Origin of the sequence: Niabella soli DSM 19437, assembly GCF_000243115.2 — a bacterium.
GTDB lineage: Bacteria > Bacteroidota > Bacteroidia > Chitinophagales > Chitinophagaceae > Niabella > Niabella soli.
On the sequence record NZ_CP007035.1, the window covers coordinates 1794290 to 1810182 of the forward strand.

At 46.9% G+C, this 15893-nt stretch carries 13 protein-coding genes; all 13 read right to left on the reverse strand.

Annotated elements, in window-relative coordinates:
• Nucleotides 1-3: 3 nt before the first annotated feature.
• The 13 genes from NIASO_RS07565 to NIASO_RS07620 all read right to left on the reverse strand — a co-directional run bounded on the left by NIASO_RS07565 (nucleotide 4) and on the right by NIASO_RS07620 (nucleotide 15817).
• Nucleotides 4-4758, reverse strand: a complete 4755-nt coding sequence (locus tag NIASO_RS07565) for a carboxypeptidase regulatory-like domain-containing protein (RefSeq protein ID WP_008584691.1) — start codon at nucleotides 4756-4758, stop codon at nucleotides 4-6.
• Nucleotides 4759-4889: 131 nt separating this feature from the next.
• Nucleotides 4890-5315, reverse strand: coding sequence for a GPW/gp25 family protein (locus NIASO_RS07570; protein ID WP_008584690.1), 426 nt, complete (start codon nucleotides 5313-5315; stop codon nucleotides 4890-4892).
• A 20-nt stretch (nucleotides 5316-5335) separates the two neighbouring features.
• Nucleotides 5336-5629 carry a PAAR domain-containing protein gene (locus NIASO_RS07575; protein WP_008584688.1) on the reverse strand — a complete coding sequence of 98 codons (294 nt, stop codon included), beginning with the start codon at nucleotides 5627-5629 and terminating at the stop codon, nucleotides 5336-5338.
• Nucleotides 5630-5787: 158 nt separating this feature from the next.
• Nucleotides 5788-7434, reverse strand: a complete 1647-nt coding sequence (gene vgrG, locus NIASO_RS07580; protein WP_008584686.1) for a type VI secretion system tip protein VgrG — start codon at nucleotides 7432-7434, stop codon at nucleotides 5788-5790.
• Between the two features lie 9 nt (nucleotides 7435-7443).
• Entirely contained in the window at nucleotides 7444-8124 is a 681-nt protein-coding gene (locus NIASO_RS07585; RefSeq protein WP_008584684.1) for a CIS tube protein, read from the reverse strand.
• On the reverse strand, nucleotides 8124-8291 hold the full coding sequence (locus tag NIASO_RS20185) for a DUF5908 family protein (protein WP_008584682.1): 168 nt from the start codon (nucleotides 8289-8291) through the stop codon (nucleotides 8124-8126). The genes NIASO_RS07585 and NIASO_RS20185 overlap by 1 nt, the downstream gene beginning before the upstream one ends.
• Nucleotides 8292-8294: 3 nt before the next feature.
• Nucleotides 8295-8768 carry a phage tail protein gene (locus tag NIASO_RS07590; RefSeq protein ID WP_008584680.1) on the reverse strand — a complete coding sequence of 158 codons (474 nt, stop codon included), beginning with the start codon at nucleotides 8766-8768 and terminating at the stop codon, nucleotides 8295-8297.
• A gap of 2 nt (nucleotides 8769-8770) precedes the next feature.
• The gene (locus tag NIASO_RS07595; RefSeq protein ID WP_008584678.1) at nucleotides 8771-9205 is read right to left on the reverse strand and encodes a phage tail protein; all 435 of its coding nucleotides are present in this window, start codon (nucleotides 9203-9205) and stop codon (nucleotides 8771-8773) included.
• A gap of 32 nt (nucleotides 9206-9237) precedes the next feature.
• Nucleotides 9238-10701 carry a phage tail sheath family protein gene (locus NIASO_RS07600; RefSeq protein WP_008584676.1) on the reverse strand — a complete coding sequence of 488 codons (1464 nt, stop codon included), beginning with the start codon at nucleotides 10699-10701 and terminating at the stop codon, nucleotides 9238-9240.
• Between the two features lie 10 nt (nucleotides 10702-10711).
• Complete coding sequence (locus NIASO_RS07605; RefSeq protein WP_008584674.1) at nucleotides 10712-11893, reverse strand: hypothetical protein; 1182 nt, start codon at nucleotides 11891-11893, stop codon at nucleotides 10712-10714.
• Between the two features lie 7 nt (nucleotides 11894-11900).
• Nucleotides 11901-12518 carry a DUF4255 domain-containing protein gene (locus tag NIASO_RS19630; protein WP_008584672.1) on the reverse strand — a complete coding sequence of 206 codons (618 nt, stop codon included), beginning with the start codon at nucleotides 12516-12518 and terminating at the stop codon, nucleotides 11901-11903.
• Nucleotides 12519-12988: 470 nt separating this feature from the next.
• Nucleotides 12989-15091, reverse strand: a complete 2103-nt coding sequence (locus NIASO_RS07615) for a polysaccharide lyase 8 family protein (protein ID WP_008584670.1) — start codon at nucleotides 15089-15091, stop codon at nucleotides 12989-12991.
• A gap of 66 nt (nucleotides 15092-15157) precedes the next feature.
• Nucleotides 15158-15817, reverse strand: coding sequence for a hypothetical protein (locus NIASO_RS07620; protein ID WP_008584668.1), 660 nt, complete (start codon nucleotides 15815-15817; stop codon nucleotides 15158-15160).
• Between the last annotated feature and the right edge of the window lie 76 nt (nucleotides 15818-15893).

The following is a 15893-nucleotide window of genomic DNA, read 5'->3' on the forward strand; positions in this document are numbered from 1 at the left end:
AAATTATTTATTTGACTTTTTTGCTTTAGACGCAGCAGACTTCTTTACCGGAGCGCGTTTTGCTGTTGGAGTTTTGGTTGCTTTGGCAATGGGAGCTGCGATCGCTTTATCAACAGCCACAACAGCAACCGGCAATACCGTATTGGCAGCATTCGCGGCTATTTTTCTTTTTTCGCAAGGCGAAGGGCCCTCATCCTCTTCGTAGGGAATGATGATATGTTGTGGTACAGAAACCAAAATGGACCGGGCTGTACAGGGCTTTGCAACAATATCACCCTTAAAATTCGGGTCATTTTCCAGGAGCTGTTCAATATCGCTGCAACTGCAGAGCTTGCTAAAAAATAATGAGATCGCTTCCTGGCTGTAACCCGCCTGCGGACCACCTCTTATGATATCCGGCAGGGTAACCGCAACCGGTGGGTCTGCAACAGTGAATGATTGTGTTACCATATTAAACAGGGAGAAATAGATAACCAGTGTGTAACTCCCCGGGGGAATTCCACCAAATGAATACTGCCCGTTTGCATTGGTAACAACGGAAACACCCAATTCTTTTATTTTTACTGCGATGGCCTGTAGTGGTCTTTGCTTATTATCGTCATCAAAAAGCATCCCCAGAACAGATGCCCCACTTGCTGACCGGGTGTCCGGCGGGCAACATTCATTACAGCACACGCCCATTGCAAAATCTGTTATGAAATCCACATAGCTGCGCTCTTCAATAAAATTAATGATCGACGAGGCATAGACCTTCTGACCAAACTGCACATCGGCCGTTTCATCAAAAGCCCAGGGTGTAAGAAAATGGACCAGCTCGTCATTTAATTGTTTCATATAATAGCCTTTGTCCACACCGGAATAGAACTGTACTTTAAACGAAACAATGATCTGTTCGTATACCGGGTTCTTTGCATGTACCTGGACAAAGGGCGCCGTTTTGGTTTTTAAAAATTCCTGAATAGCGATCAAGACCCTGCGGCTGGTTTTGGGCTGCAGCGGGTTGACTGCATTCCGGTTCTTCAGATTCGCAATGGGAACCAGCAACACATGCCCCGGCGCCACCTGTGGACCGCAACATTCTTTTTTATCATCGGAAGGATAATCGCCCAGCCGTATGTCCATTGTCCAGTTCGTTCCGCTGCTGGCGACAGCAATGGTGATCCGGCTGGCAGCAACAGTACCATTGGCAGTGAGCTGGGCAATGATCTTTTCTTTTATGGCATCGTCAGAAGTGCCGTTATTATTCTCCGGATCAAAGATGGTAATCGTAGCCGTCAACTGCTGGTATTGCGTAAGATCATTGATGATGGCGTCGATCGCTTTTTGAGAGGGTTCATCAAAATTCTGATCGCTGTTAAAAGTCAACAGAAAATGTTTTTGAACCGGTGCGTTCACCGCAGTCCTGCACAAACAGTTCGGATCTGTATGAGTAATGCATTTCACTTTATAAACGGAAGGAAAACGATCCAGTACCAGGTGCTCATAATCCCAGGCAGTAACCGCCCGGCCCTTATGCCGCAGCCGCTCGCTTACCCGGGTATAAAATTCTTTTCCCACTTCCCGGTGCTTCCCATCAAAAGAGGCGAAGGGCTGTTGCACTTTGGCGATGGCTGCTACCGGCGCCGATAACTTTGCAATACTACCGGCGGGTAAGGCGTTATCAAAATGCGAAGGATCATTATCCCCGTCAACAAATGAAGCTTCCACCACCTGTGTTACAATATCTATCAACTGGGGAATGCGATCAGCGTGTTGGTCTACGCTTGCGCACAACCATATCAATCCGCCGGAAGCAAGGGTATTGTTCAGGGAAGCATCAGCGGGAATAGCTATTTTTATGATGCCCGTAGTCTGAAAGCCGTAGGTACCGTCCGATACAATACTTTCGGCCTTCATGGGGCGCCAGTTGTTATTAGAAAGATAGCTCCAGTTGATTGCAGGCGGGTCATTATCTTCGTCAGCCGCGCTTCCTTCTGCAAATTGAAAAAGCAAAGAAATATTTTGGAGTGGTTGCAGTTGCTCCAGCCCGATGTACAGCATTCCCTGCTGCATAGCTCCCGTGTACTGGTTGGTGCGTCTGTCACTATTATCCCGGGCATCCAGCATCAGGCGCACCGCATTGCCGCTTGCGCCAACAGCCCCCGGCAAACGATTCCCCGTATCGAAAATAGCGGCAAATTCTTTATGCCCCACTTCATTTACTGTTTGTGGCTTGTAATATTTTTCATAGGGACTCAGATAGCCAAACTGCGGAAAAAGCCGGTCGTCCGCTTGCACAAGAAGGTTATTCGTTGACGCGGCCCGCCCCGGAATATCCGTTTCCACGGCGCCAAACGGATATATATGAAAGAATTGATCGATACCGCTTTGTAAAACAACGGTGGAATCATAACTAACTGAGATCTCGCTAATTTCCAGGTGGGGCGCCAGGTTGCGGCTTCGCTGCATTATATCCGTATTCTCATTGTTTGTGAGTAGCGGATCATAAACAAGATCCAGTTTAACAAAATCCTTTTCAGTGTCTGGTTTCCATTCTTCAACAGTATCTATCGGGGTACGTTCGAATGAGAAGGCATCGGTGCCGATCAGCACATTGGTCGAAAGACGTTTGATCGTAAAATTGCGGCCCGCAAGTTGTTGCCATTGTCTGCGCTGTAAAATACTTACGTTGTAAGTATCCTCGTTATTTATAATAACACTCCGGAGCGTTACCGTTCCGGAATCATCAGCGGCGGCAGTCATTGTCTTTTGAATATTTACAGCCAACTTGTCGCCGCTAGTGAGTACAAAGGGTTTATCGAACACCTCGGCACTGCCGATATAAAGGGACCTTCCGGGCAACGGGTAGGCGGTAAATGGATCAAAAGGTTTGCCCGGCTGAATAACCCCATCTTTGTTTTGCAGCACCAGTTTCTTTAAGCCGTCCATATGAGGATCCGGGCTATTGCTTGTTTCAGTAGCGTCCCGCTTATTAATAGAACCCACTTTAGTGCGTATACTAAGACCGCCGGCCATCAGGTCCTGGTATTCGTTTTCATCCAACGGAGCATCAACATTAATAAGGATGCGCACTACCGGGAAACTGGTCTGAAAACCGGCACCCGTGTGCACCCCAGGATCAAATCCAATTACCGCCTGCGCTGAAACCGGCAAAAAGACAGTAATGGTTTTCCGCTCGTAATTACAATAATAAGCCGCCCCGGCAAACGTATAATCCTGCTCAAAAATATCTGTATCCCCATCCTGGAAGAGGGCGGTCTGTTCCTGAGCGCTGAGCACTTTACCCGCATTGATCCAGCCTTTGGCGCCCGAAAGCGACACATTAAAAAAGGCCTTCCCGGCGTATTTTGTTTCAAATTGTTTCGCTGCTGCAAATAAATTATCGTCTTTGGAAACGCTATTTATTTGTATTTCCACAAGACGGTTCCCACCGTTCAATACCAACTGGGGAGAGGCAAGGGCAAAGCCTACCTGGGTTGCTGCATTGCCGTTTTTATCCAGGGCGGCCGCAACACGATCACAGGGGTTACCAAACAAACTGCCGATCGTTCCATCCGTTCCCAATGCAGGCCATTTAGCATCCGCTACGGTAAACGCCTGCCCAAAGCCATCGGCAGATTTCGCAACCGGCCGCGCAAAAAAACCGGTGATCGTATTTTTTGAAGGGTCATTTGCCGAGGGCGTTTTCCCAATAAATACCGTTTTAATTTCTTTCACCTTCGCGGGGTTTACTACCAGGTCGGATTCGGTTTTATAAACCTGGTCTTTGCCCGATGCATCTTTGCCCGCCTTCAATGCCGTACCCGCCGCTACATCATAGGCCGCAATATCTTTCGCCAATTCAAATACAATATGCACTTTGTCTGGTATAGCGGGCTTGGTGGTGAGCTGCAATACCTCTTTATAATAAAAATCGAGCATCCGCCCGGTAAGGCCATTCATTTGCTGCTGTGCCAGTTGAAAAAGCTTCAGAAAGGAAATAAAAAGCGCCATATGCGGCTGGTGTGCCGGGTATTGCTCCAACGCCACCTCCATGTACCCTGTGGAATTGTATTGAAGCTGTTTCAAAAAATTATAAAAATTATTAAACACATCGTCTATGTACAATGCTGCGTTTCGTATTTTGTCTTCCGCTGTGGTGCCCTGGTAAATAGAAATATCGGCATTGACCACATCGTTCAATCCCCAGACCTCTTTATTTTTTATTAAGGAAAAATCCGGCACAAATGGATTTTGCGCATCCACATAGCTGAATCCTTTGGCGTATGCCAACAACTGCTGTGCCTGTAGTTTCAGATTGGATTGGATCGCAAGCCGGAGATCATTGTATAACGGATTTTCAGGAATCGCCAAACTATACCATCCGTCGATTTTAATAACAAGGGTGCAGATCGGATCGAAAAGCGCTTTATACTTATCAGCAACCGGCTGTGCATCGAGGTCTGCGCGCAAGCCATCGTATTGGTCCTTAACCGATGCATTATCGGTAAGCGCTACGGAAGCCGCAACAACGGCCATATCGCCCTGGAAGAATGCTTCCCAACTTATTTTAGACGGATCGGATGTATTGTCCGGATTACTTCCGGGAACATCATAAAAGCGTATTTGTTTTGCATAGCCTCTTATAAAGACCAGCAACTCTTCGATACTTCTGTCATCGACCGGTGCGTAGGACGGATCGAGCGCTTTTAAATACCGGCTTAACTGGCCCGAGCCATCCCGGATTATCTCGCTATTACAACTGCAGCAGCCTCCCATGAGAACTATTTTTTAATATTAGGTTAAAATGTCAGATACTTGATACTCGATACCCGATACCCGATGCTTGATACTCAATGCCCGGTATCCTAACGTGCCTTTAACTATTCACCATTCACTATTCTTCTTCATCATTTCGTTTCAATATTCGTCGCCTCTGCCATATAAAAAGGAAACACATAATTGTAGCGCGTATTAGTCGTTATAATTGTGTATTCGATATTGATCTGAAGCAGCCCCTGTTCCACATCAGGTGTCGAGGATACATTTTCAACAATGATACGCGGCTCATGATACACCAACGCATCGTGCGCGATTTTCTCGATCATTGTGATGGACGGAACATTCATCGGTTCAAAAATATAGGCCTGCAGGTTGCAGCCAAACGAGGGAAGCATTACCCGTTCTCCGGTTATTGTTTCCAGGATGATCTGCATACTGCTTTCCACATCTTCTTTGCCGGTCAGCATTTCAAGGCCATACCATTCCCTGCGGAAGGTTGGCGGGAAGCTCCATCCCGTTCCCAAAAACGATTGATCCATATTTTCTGTAGCCATTGTTGTTATAGTTTATATTATTAATCGCCGATCATAACGGTCGCACATCCTGAAGTTATCGCACCGCCATGCGCCGTTTGATCCCCTACCCGCGCCGCCGGTTTGCCGTCGATGAACACTGATGCCGAGCCCTTGCTGATCGTATCCGGTGGGCCGGCGCAGACGCATGAATCTCCTTGCTTCGCCGCTGCCATTCCTCCAATAAACACCGTCGCTTTCCCCGAGGGCAATATGGGCCCTCCGGTGTGCGGGCTGCCATTCGGGTTGGTCATCGGGCAGGTATGATTATCGGTTATCCTTGCTGCAAGTGCCATCTTATGAATATTTAAATGTTAAGGTCTTCGTGTTACCCTATTTGCAAAGTGGCCGTTGTACCGGTATCGGAAAACGCGAGACGATAAACGCAAACCCTTCACGTTTCACCTTTGACATTTCACGATTAACATAAACCAGTTAAGGAGTAGTAACAACATCAACTGTTAATAAGCACCTGCGCCCCTTTTATTACCACCCTGCCTCCGGATTGGATGGTAATACCCGTAGTATCCATCTTAATATGATTGTCGTACTCATCTTTTAATTCAAAGGAGCCGTTATCATTCATTATTATTGATTTTTCACCTGAGTTGGTTGTTGCCACGATCGTTATTTTCTTGTCGCTGTCGTCAAAAATCAATTTCATCTTTTCTTTGGTAATAATGCCGTACTGTTCTTTACCTGGGTCTGCCGGAAGCGGGGATTTTTTCTGATCATTACTATGCAGGCACCCCAGGAGGATCGCTTCGTTGGGGTCATCATTCAGAAACCCCACTACTACTTCATCGCCCACCTGAGGTCTGAAATAGATGCCTCTGTCGGCTCCGGCATCCAATGTTGCCACGCGGGCCCATATCCCTTCGTCGCCGGAAGTAATGACCGGCACATGCACTTTAACCCGGTACTGGTAGTCACTGCTTTGGTCGTCCTCTATCTCTTTTACCAGGCCGATCTGCAACCCGTTGATGCCCGGCAAGAGGCCGGATGCCGGCTTATTCATTACATCTTCTTTTTTGTAAAACCAATCTTCGCGCCAGCCAAATTGAATATCGGTTTGCCAGGCGCCCTCATAATATTGCAATACTCCGGTTACAAAAACATCGCCGTTGAAGCGGTCACCTACGCCCGCCAGCGTTATAAGATCTCCTGGTTTTACGGAAGCCTGGCCCTGTACCCGCACCCGGCCGGCAATTTTCAGCAGATGATTGCGTAAGGCATAAGCATCGGACCAGGCCTGCAACGCTGTTTCAGGAAGATTTCCTGTATGGCTCAACTCAACCGCAGCGTCCAATACCATTCCAAGGTCATCCGAAGAAATATTCCCGTTTTCTGAAAAAGCGGCACTTCCCGGATCGGAGGTTATCACTTCCTGTTTGGCAAAATCCCATGAATGGCTGGTAACCTGCTGCAACTGTTTACGCACATCCATTTCTGCATCAAAATCCCAGATATTATCGCCGTAAGTGGCCTTTAACACCGGCATTCCGATTGTGGTGGGCTTCTTAACCACCAGCTTGCCATTGTCAGTAAACACAAACATACCGTTGGCTTCGGCTCTTGTGAGCATAAAATCCCAGTCGGTGGCATCAAACTGCACCAGTTGATCATAGGAAACGGTCGTCGCATCCACTTCATTTTCATAATCCGCCGCCAGGTCGCTAATGATATCGCTATCTGTTTTATTAAGGTGGTAAGCGCTCTTCCGCGCCATTGTTAATTTTACGGCTTTATCTTTTGCCTCGATCAGCAGTGCCGAGGAAGCATGCTGCCGCACCCGGACTCCCTGTTTTATTATAATGCCTTCAAAAACGGTATCTGCTTCTCCATGATATCCTAGTTGGATCTTAATTGTATTACCCGGCTTAAACTGATCATCATCGCTGAGCGAAAAATCCCGCTCCGATGCAGCACCGTCCAGGAAAACCATTTTTGCGGTGCTGATCTTATTGAATGTTTTTGTAACGGTTATCTGCGTCAGCAATACTTCATTGCTCAACGGTATGCCATTGATAAAAACCTTACGGGTCACCACATCAGTGGAAGGCTGCGTTCCGGGCGGTATGGAAGCTAATACATCAGGCATATGCTGTTTTTAATGATCCGCAATCCTGGGGAACACCAGGGATGTTCCGGGTTGCAGTTTTCTGAAATTTTTTAACCGGTTCACTTTTGCCACCTGCAAATAATATTGTTGGTTCTGGTACACTTTATAGGTGAGTAAGGGCAGGATATCTCCCTTTTGCACTTCAACAATATGTGTCAGATCGGGAGAGGAAAGCATGCTCAGTAGCGCTCCCAGAGCGCCCGGGGTGCGTTCGTCAAAACTCGCCGTTACCTTGGCTCTTATAGGCAGACCCGTCATGTCGAACATCGTATAGCTAACATCCGATGAACTGAGATTGCAGGAACTGACGAACGAACCATATTGTACAATAAGATAGGGTGGCCGGTGCAGGGTGCCAACTGTTTTAGTGGTAGCCTCCCTGAAAAGCAATACCTGTGCGGTTACCGGGATCTTGACCCCATTGGTGTTAACACCCGTTCCATCTAAAATAAATTCCAGTGTAAAGGAACGCGCCCGGGTGGCCTTATAAACGGGGTTGGCGCCTGCTGTACCGGGTACACTGCGGTTCTCCCAGTCGACATACTCCTTTACGGAAAACGACTCAGGATTAAACTGGGCAAGAAAAGGAACCCCTGCCGGTATTCCCTGTTCCGTTACCGGGATAATTTTCAGATTGAAGGGCAACTTGGCCGCGCTGGTAGCATCCATTATCTTTCTTGTTTTTCTTTTAAAACGGTCATTATTTTTTCCATCAGTTCCCCGGGGATGTCGCCTTCCTGCTGCGGAGGGTGACCGGAGGCATCCGATACATTTCCCGGCCGGGGATTCGGATCCACAACCGCCCTGATAATAACTTCATTAATTTGTACCGGCATTGCTTATAATTTTCTTTCAAAATACTGATAGCCTAATTCAATGGTTTCCACCATTACCGCATTATCAGCAGCTCTCAAATCCGACACCGACCATTTTAACGGGTAGGCCTGAAACACATTCCACACGGCTACGGGCTGATCACTTTCATCCAGAAGGGTAATTAAAATATCCGAGGGCTTAAAATCGAAAGAAGGGTCAACAGCCAGGAAATACGCGCTGGTGGCGGCTTTGAACCATTTAAGCAAAACGGTATTGGTAAGCATCCCTCTTTTTAATACCAGGTTAGGATATTTTGCACGCTTGGGAAGTTTATACTCAAACCGGTTCTCCCCTCCTTCCCGGATCACTTCTGTTTCAATCTCAACCGACAACCCGCTTACTTCCTGGAAGCGCTGCTCTGCATCCGCGCTGCTTCCATCCACACCGGTAAATTCTACTTTAAAGTGAAAGGCAGCAGGCGGGTAATACGTAGGCATACTTATGCGGTTTTTGTTGAGATCCCTTCATGAACCAATTCAATAGATTCAATGGCGATGTCGTTCCCGCTCGCTTTCAGCCCCGGGCCTTCACATTTTACGGGAAATGCCTGCAACACGGACCAGATCATAACCGGCTCGCCTTCGTCGTTCAAAAGTGTAATGGTAATATCACGCCGTTCTACATTAGGCGCGCCATTATTATTAAACCAGTTGAACAAGTCGTTATTCTTTTCAACAATGCCTCTTTTCAAACTGATATTGGTAACCTTGCGCAATCCCGGGCGTTTCAATGACGGAGTGGATCCCGGCATTAGCCCGTCGCGGTATTCAATTGCCTGGATCTCCTGCGTTAGTCCTGAAACATCTGAAAAACCGATGTCCTGATTATTCCATGAAACTTTGTAGTGAAAGACGGTTAAGGGATAGTTTGCCATTTTATTTGATTTAAGTTTTTCAATTTAATAGATCAGGATTGCTGCACCATTTGAGTAAATTGTAATACAATGAACTCTGCAGGCCGCACAACCGCCATTCCGATCTCAACATTCATACGCCCTTCCAGCACATCAGTAGCGTTCATAGTGGAACCTAATCCTACGTGTACATAATAGGCCTGGTCGGGCTTGGCGCCTGCCAGTGCCCCCTCCCGCCATTTTGTGTACAAATAGTTTTCAATCATGGCGCTCACTTTCACCCAGGTACTGATGGCATTTGGCTCAAACACGGCCCACTGGATCGACTTTTTGATAGATTCTTCCACCATGATAAAAAACCGGCGCACACTGATATACCGCCATTCATTGTCGTTTCCGTTTAGTGTTCTGGCGCCCCATACCAGGGTACCAAAACCAGGAAACGAGCGAATGACATTGACCGATTTCCCACTCACAGGATCTACGTTTAAATCTTCCTGTTGCCGGCTGGATAAATTAATAACGGGGCTCACTACCGACAGCACGGCTTCATTCGCCGGGGCCTTCCACACGCCTTTTGTAGTATCCACTCTTGTATATACGCCCGCTACCGCGCCGGAAGGAGGCAGCACCACCCATTCGTTATTTAGCGCGTCCTTTACTTTGTTGTAAAAAACAGAACCCGAAAACTTGCTCATCTTATCTCCCGCTGCAATTGTCAGCGAAGCGGTAGCCCCGGTGGCAAGACTATACGAATCGATCGTTAAATTATCAAAGTCATACCTATGTGCATAAGCGCTCACAACAGAGGGATAATAGGCCGCAGCATAGCGATCAGATTCGGGACCCACCGTTGCATCCCTTATAAACTGGATATCGGTATCGAGGTCTCCATCGGTATACGTTTTGCTCAATGGGGTTACCTGGTAGGGGTCAATGATCGCAAAACGGTCCCGCAGGTCCGGGTCAGCCGCCTGGCTGATCATCGCCTGCACCACCTTTTTGTAATTGGCCGCCGATCCGGTTGCCGCCATTTCCGGAATAACCAGCAGTGTTATTTCGTCAACATCTTTTGCTTTTGTCAGCCCCGCGGTCAGATCATCTGAGCTGATGGTAACAGGTCCATCGGTAGTAGCGTAATTACCCGCCGCAACAATAAAACAGGTACCGCCCCCATTATCAAAAAAGCTTTGTAAGGAATAATACAACCTGAACGGGGAACGCTTGGTATCATCGTAATCAAACTTTATACTATACTGGCTGCCCCCTGCATCGGTAACGCCAATTTTAATACTATCGGCCGTTTCAGTGGGAGGTCCCCCGTATAATGTAATAAATTCCGCCATGCCACTGATCTTTGTGGGCACCAGGAGCAGATCTCCGGAAGCAATTTTATCTGCCTTTTCTGTATAGCCCACAAACGCGGGTATCGCGGTTGCCACTTCAGCAACAGAAGGCGGAAGGGAAGGTATTTCCTGTACATAAACGCCAGGTGTGGAAAGTTTTACTACTGCCATTTTATATGTTTTAAAGTATCATAAATACATCAGAATAAATTTTTGGAGGAGCTGTAGCATCCAGGTTACCGGTGGAAGGAAAAGGTAAATTGTCTTTTACCACTTTTGCAGGTGTGGATACATCGTTTACATTCTTTTTTAAAGAAAGTTGCAAAGGCACATTGGAAGCACCTGTATATTTTTCCTGTAGCGCCAGTTTATTTACCGATTCAAACACCCACTCGGTATCGGATGCCGTCGTCATATTGAACGTTATCATTGATGTGTCATTACTGACAATATTTACCTTGCTTATAAAGTCCGAGCGTTGAGCGGAAGTCATTGCCGCCATTTCCAGGTATACCGGGCTTGTTTGCTGTAGCAGGATCGTATAGCGCCAGAAGGTCTCCCTGTTTTTAAAGCGAAGCTGATAAAAAGGCCGGTCTGCAGTAAGGGAACGATCGGCTTCCACCGCGCGGTAATTGGTTGCCAGAGCGGAGTCCAGGGAAATTTCAACGATACCGAACACCCGCTGTCCGGCGGCAGCACCCAGGTAATAAAAGGTATCGACCGGGGTACCGCTTATCAGCAATGTATAGGTCCCCATTGGTGAACCACTCAGATCAAATACCAGGTCGCACTGACCACCGGCATTTATTACCGCCGATGGCTGGATCACTTGCCCGGTACGGCTTTCCTTTACCACTGCCGCTCCTGCCGTAACCGTTGTACTATGATGAAAACGATAATTGACATCCGATACTTTTATCGTATCATTTAACCCATCAACCCCTTCTGGCGCCTTTGAAAGATGAAGATCATCTCTTGGCGCAGCCGGGTCGCTCACATTATTCGTAAAATAAAGTGTGTTCTCCTGCTGCGTTTGCAGAGGCAGCTCATCAAAATTAGCCAGCTCCGGGTTGTTCAACAGCATCAGGAAGGTGAGCACCGTACCCGGTGTGGGCAGGAAACGTAAAAGCGCATCACCCGCAGCATTTGTTCCGGCAGCTCGCGCCAGCACTATTATTCCGCTATTTGCAGGATCATTCCTTACGAGAAGGTTTAGCCGGCGCAGCAGATCGACGGTATCCGGTGCCGTAAGCAGTTGTACATCCGGTTCCGTTCCGTTGCTCCGGTAAAACCCGTTGCGGTAAAACGGTTGTGCTATCGCCAATCGGAACAACTCTTTATATGTAATCTGAATGCGATTCATATTTTACTCATTTATCCAACACCCCCAGTTCAACAATTGCCGGCGTTGCCTCCCTGCTCCTGGTATCTAATACAGTAAGCAGCGACATTTTATAAATAACACTGGGAACATACTTGCTGCCAAACATTCCCCATAAATTATTCTGCTGTTCAAATGAAAGATTGTGCAGCCGGAAGCTTAACCGTTCGATCAGTTGCCAGGGCTTTTCATCAGGCGATAAAACGGTCGCATTCAGGTTCGGGAAATGTTGTTCATCAAAAACAGTATTTGCCTGAAAAAAGGCAGCTACATCCGAAAGATCGCGCAGTGCGGTACTGTAATCTGCACTATGCGCTATGAAAAGCAATAGCAGATTCAACTCAACAGGTGGGTTCAGTTTTAGCAATTTACGATCATTGGTGGCCACCATATACGGTCGCTTCCCTTCCCGCCGTTCTTCTTCCACACCAATAAGGGTTATGGTTATATGTTTCGTACTGTCGAAGCTGGTGTTGTTATTAAAAGGAGAAACCACGGAACCCACCTCTACAATACTTCCGGGCGAATAGTTTGCAGGATCATTTTCCCTATCCGAGATGTAAGCGTCCAGTTCCCCTTTTATAAATTCAAATGCGGTCCGAATCATCTTGATCGAGTTAGTCGTAAAAAAATTTCGTTTATCTATGCGATGCATTGCAGAATCATAAGCACAACTGTTTTTGCCCGGTCAACGGGTTGATGGAAATTTTCCATAACTCAAAATGTTCAATACGTCAGCAGATCGGGTTTGCGGTTATTTTTTATTCAATGCATCAAACTTTTTTTTGCAGAATGATTTAAAGGTATCTTTTTGCAAGCTCAAGATAAGTTCACAATGCAGGGTGTTCCAAATTATTCAACGCCCTTTTTCCAAAAGTAGCCTATATTGGTGATGGAGGGGTACAAGCCACGGGACCCGGAAGAGCGCAGTAAAAACAACGACACCGGCAGCAGGAAGTTAAGACATCAATAAGAAATGGAACGTCGGCTCCCCGGCGTATTTTTATAAAAAAAACCGCTTACATATGTAAGCGGTTTACATTATATATTCAGCATTCTATATCCCTTGTTGCTATATTATTCAACAACCAGCCGAACGCCTTTACCCGCATCCAGCCCCTCAGGTAGTGCAATCAAAAAAGAAGTTTCATTTTTATTGGGATCAAAAACGCCTTTTTGCGTATTGCTTTTCCGGTTACCGGGTAATATTACACGTGCCGTTTTTTGCTGATGAGTGGGGTCAGCTATTGACAGATCAATTTGACTGCCTTTTTTTGAGAGCAGTAATACCGCGGGAATATCGACACTCAGTTTGCCAAAAGTTTCAGAGGTAACGGCACCTTCTTTTACAAAAACAAATCCGCTGATCAAATGCTCCACATCTTCTGCCACCTGAATATTTTGATTATTCTGGATCTTAATGACGCGGGCACGGGAATCAATATGTTGCGGATCAGCCGCGGGAAACACATAATAGGCATAAGTAGCGTCCTGCGGGTTTTTCCCGTGATCAATCCACAAAGTGAAAACATCCTTTTTCACTTCCTTTGACCGCTGGCTGCGCATTAGCCGGTTCCAGTCGCCTGTTTGTGTTTGCGCGCTGAGCATAACATTATTCTGATCTGGGAAATAATAGCCCCAGTTGTCATGAACCACCCAGGAAACATGCTGTAAATTTTGCTTTCCTTTTCCTGCCTCGCTTATTTTATCGCCTTCCCTCACCATCACCTTTCCGTTGAGCAAAGACTGGTTAACAGCGGTGGTTACCGTACGCTCCGCTGAAGCATGAATACCGGCACCTAAACATACAATCGTGTTATTCAAAAAGAACCAGGATTTTTGAGCGAATACCCCGTCCCTGATATAATCCATTGTTGCCACGCCGTTCGTATTATCATCAACGCCACCCACAAAATTGCTTTTTATCGTATAACCGCTACAGGGCAAAACAGGCAGCGGCGCCTCATCATGATAGGTGGTGGTGCCGGGTATCAGCTTCCAGTCCCAGAGAGGAAAAATGTTGGTATACTCTTTCCCCGACTGGTAAAAATAAGTGGCCCCATCGCCCAGGTGGTAGCCCAATACATTTTCTTCATTACAGGATTCGCCGCCGCCCACACGTGCCGAGCACATTTTTACGGAAACATAAAAATCCTTCCGGTGGTGGATTGTCATATCCGACTTCCAGAAATGTTTATTTCCGTTAAAATCATTCATCGCAGCTAAGTATTCCTCTTTATATGCCGGGTCGATCTCCGGCATCCGGTCGAGGATACCCTTCACCATTGTGGCTTTTCTTACGGGAGCATTTTCTGTTATTTGTCGGCCGCAGGCGCTGATGTCCATACTTCCTTTCCATAATACCCAACGCATTCCCTTCAGCAGGTAATTGCGAAGTATCGCTATTTTTTTATCATCCATTTTAAAGGGCGTCCCCTGGAAGATGCCGGCCCACATTTCCATATCGTTCGCAAAGGACAAGCCATAATTCCCAAATTGCTGCTGCGGCCCATGCTGGTGAAAAGAATAATCCGGTTGCACGCCCTCATTTTCAGAAACAACGATCTCGCTTTCAATGGCCGACACCGCTGTCCTGATCGGTGCAATGTCACCTGTAAGCAAACTCTTATAAATAACATTTCCGGAAAGCCATACTTTGTTTTGTCCGGTCATCCCGATTTTTGCGCGGTCCAGTATCCGAACACCCTTTTCCTTCTGGGTTTTAGTCAGCTCCGGTTCCAGTAAAAGCATTAACTGTCCCAACAAACGGGGAACTCCTATCTGTGGATACCACCAGTTGGGGCATATAAAATCATGGTCCAGCCAAAAATCAAGTCCCTTTGAAAGCCCGGCTTTCAACGCCGTTCTTTCCTTCAATCCGGGGTTGGCTACATAAATCATCGCCATATTCAATAAACGCCCCAAGTGATCGGTCACCGGCCACCCACCTCTTATTTTACTGGAATAATCGATATCGGCCCAGGAACCATCTTTTTGCTGGTCCGATGCAAAAGAAAGCGCAGTTGCGGCATCCGGCTTGCCCGAAAGTATATTTTGAAGCACATGCTTCTTTAACACGCGCAATGAATCCGTTCCAGTGCGGGCGGAAGCCGTGAAACCTGCAAGCAAACAAAAAGGGAGCAGTAATACTGTAATGATAAAGCCAATTTTTTTTCTCATGAACTTGTTTATATTTTTTAAAATTAGTCATAACCCAGCCGTCTCCGGCGCAACAGGCAAAAAGTTTTATTGATCAGTTATATGAACCAAACAGCTTTCATGCACCTGCGGGCGGTAGCCTGCTTTAAATGCCTTGACGATCGAGCGGGGTGTCAACACGGTAACACGTTCCTGGCCGGGTATAAAGTCCGACTCTTTATATCCATAAGGCGACCATTCGAAGACGCTTCCGTCAGTTACCAAAAAGGGTTGTTCCCGAACTAAGATAAATGCCCCGTCTGGCAAATTTTTAAATTGTTCCTTATAAGTTTGTTTGACCCCATCCTTTGTGATGCGTTCTTCGTGCAGCACCTTATCGATCTCTTTTATCGAGGTTCTTTCATCAAACCCCTTGTCCGTATTGCCTTTCAGCCAAAACAGTTTAAACCGTTCGTAATCGTTCCTCCGGCATTCAAAACAGGGACGATGGCCCGCTGCAAAGGCCGTTGCCTCGTCAAGAAAAAACAATTCCGTGTACCGGTTGGGTGCCATCACTGCTCTCCGCCGTCCTTTGAATGCAAGCAAACAGGTGATCCAGGCCTTCAACCTGAAGGAACGAACGATCTCTTTTTTCTCATCATGGATCCGGCCGCGGTTGCCCATCCAGTGCCCTCTGGCGGGTGTAACGATCAATGTGCCACGGGGATCAACGCGATTCTGAAGCATTTTTTCTTCTAAATTAGTCATTAGACTGCATTTTGCCAGCTAAGTTGTCCGGACTTTTAAAATAAACTATTAGTTCCCTCCCGGGGGTGATAACAGG

Excerpts from the sequence above, each read along its gene's own strand:
- NIASO_RS07585 (WP_008584684.1), bottom strand. The coding sequence starts at position 8,124 with ATGGATGCTACCAGCGCGGCCAAGTTGCCCTTCAATCTGAAAATTATC.
- NIASO_RS07575 (WP_008584688.1), bottom strand. The coding sequence starts at position 5,629 with ATGGCACTTGCAGCAAGGATAACCGATAATCATACCTGCCCGATGACC.
- vgrG (WP_008584686.1), bottom strand. The coding sequence starts at position 7,434 with ATGCCTGATGTATTAGCTTCCATACCGCCCGGAACGCAGCCTTCCACT.
- NIASO_RS19630 (WP_008584672.1), bottom strand. The coding sequence starts at position 12,518 with ATGATTCGGACCGCATTTGAATTTATAAAAGGGGAACTGGACGCTTAC.
- NIASO_RS20185 (WP_008584682.1), bottom strand. The coding sequence starts at position 8,291 with ATGCCGGTACAAATTAATGAAGTTATTATCAGGGCGGTTGTGGATCCG.
- NIASO_RS07590 (WP_008584680.1), bottom strand. The coding sequence starts at position 8,768 with ATGCCTACGTATTACCCGCCTGCTGCCTTTCACTTTAAAGTAGAATTT.
- NIASO_RS07570 (WP_008584690.1), bottom strand. The coding sequence starts at position 5,315 with ATGGCTACAGAAAATATGGATCAATCGTTTTTGGGAACGGGATGGAGC.
- NIASO_RS07615 (WP_008584670.1), bottom strand. The coding sequence starts at position 15,091 with ATGAGAAAAAAAATTGGCTTTATCATTACAGTATTACTGCTCCCTTTT.
- NIASO_RS07600 (WP_008584676.1), bottom strand. The coding sequence starts at position 10,701 with ATGGCAGTAGTAAAACTTTCCACACCTGGCGTTTATGTACAGGAAATA.
- NIASO_RS07565 (WP_008584691.1), bottom strand. The coding sequence starts at position 4,758 with ATGGGAGGCTGCTGCAGTTGTAATAGCGAGATAATCCGGGATGGCTCG.
- NIASO_RS07605 (WP_008584674.1), bottom strand. The coding sequence starts at position 11,893 with ATGAATCGCATTCAGATTACATATAAAGAGTTGTTCCGATTGGCGATA.
- NIASO_RS07620 (WP_008584668.1), bottom strand. The coding sequence starts at position 15,817 with ATGACTAATTTAGAAGAAAAAATGCTTCAGAATCGCGTTGATCCCCGT.
- NIASO_RS07595 (WP_008584678.1), bottom strand. The coding sequence starts at position 9,205 with ATGGCAAACTATCCCTTAACCGTCTTTCACTACAAAGTTTCATGGAAT.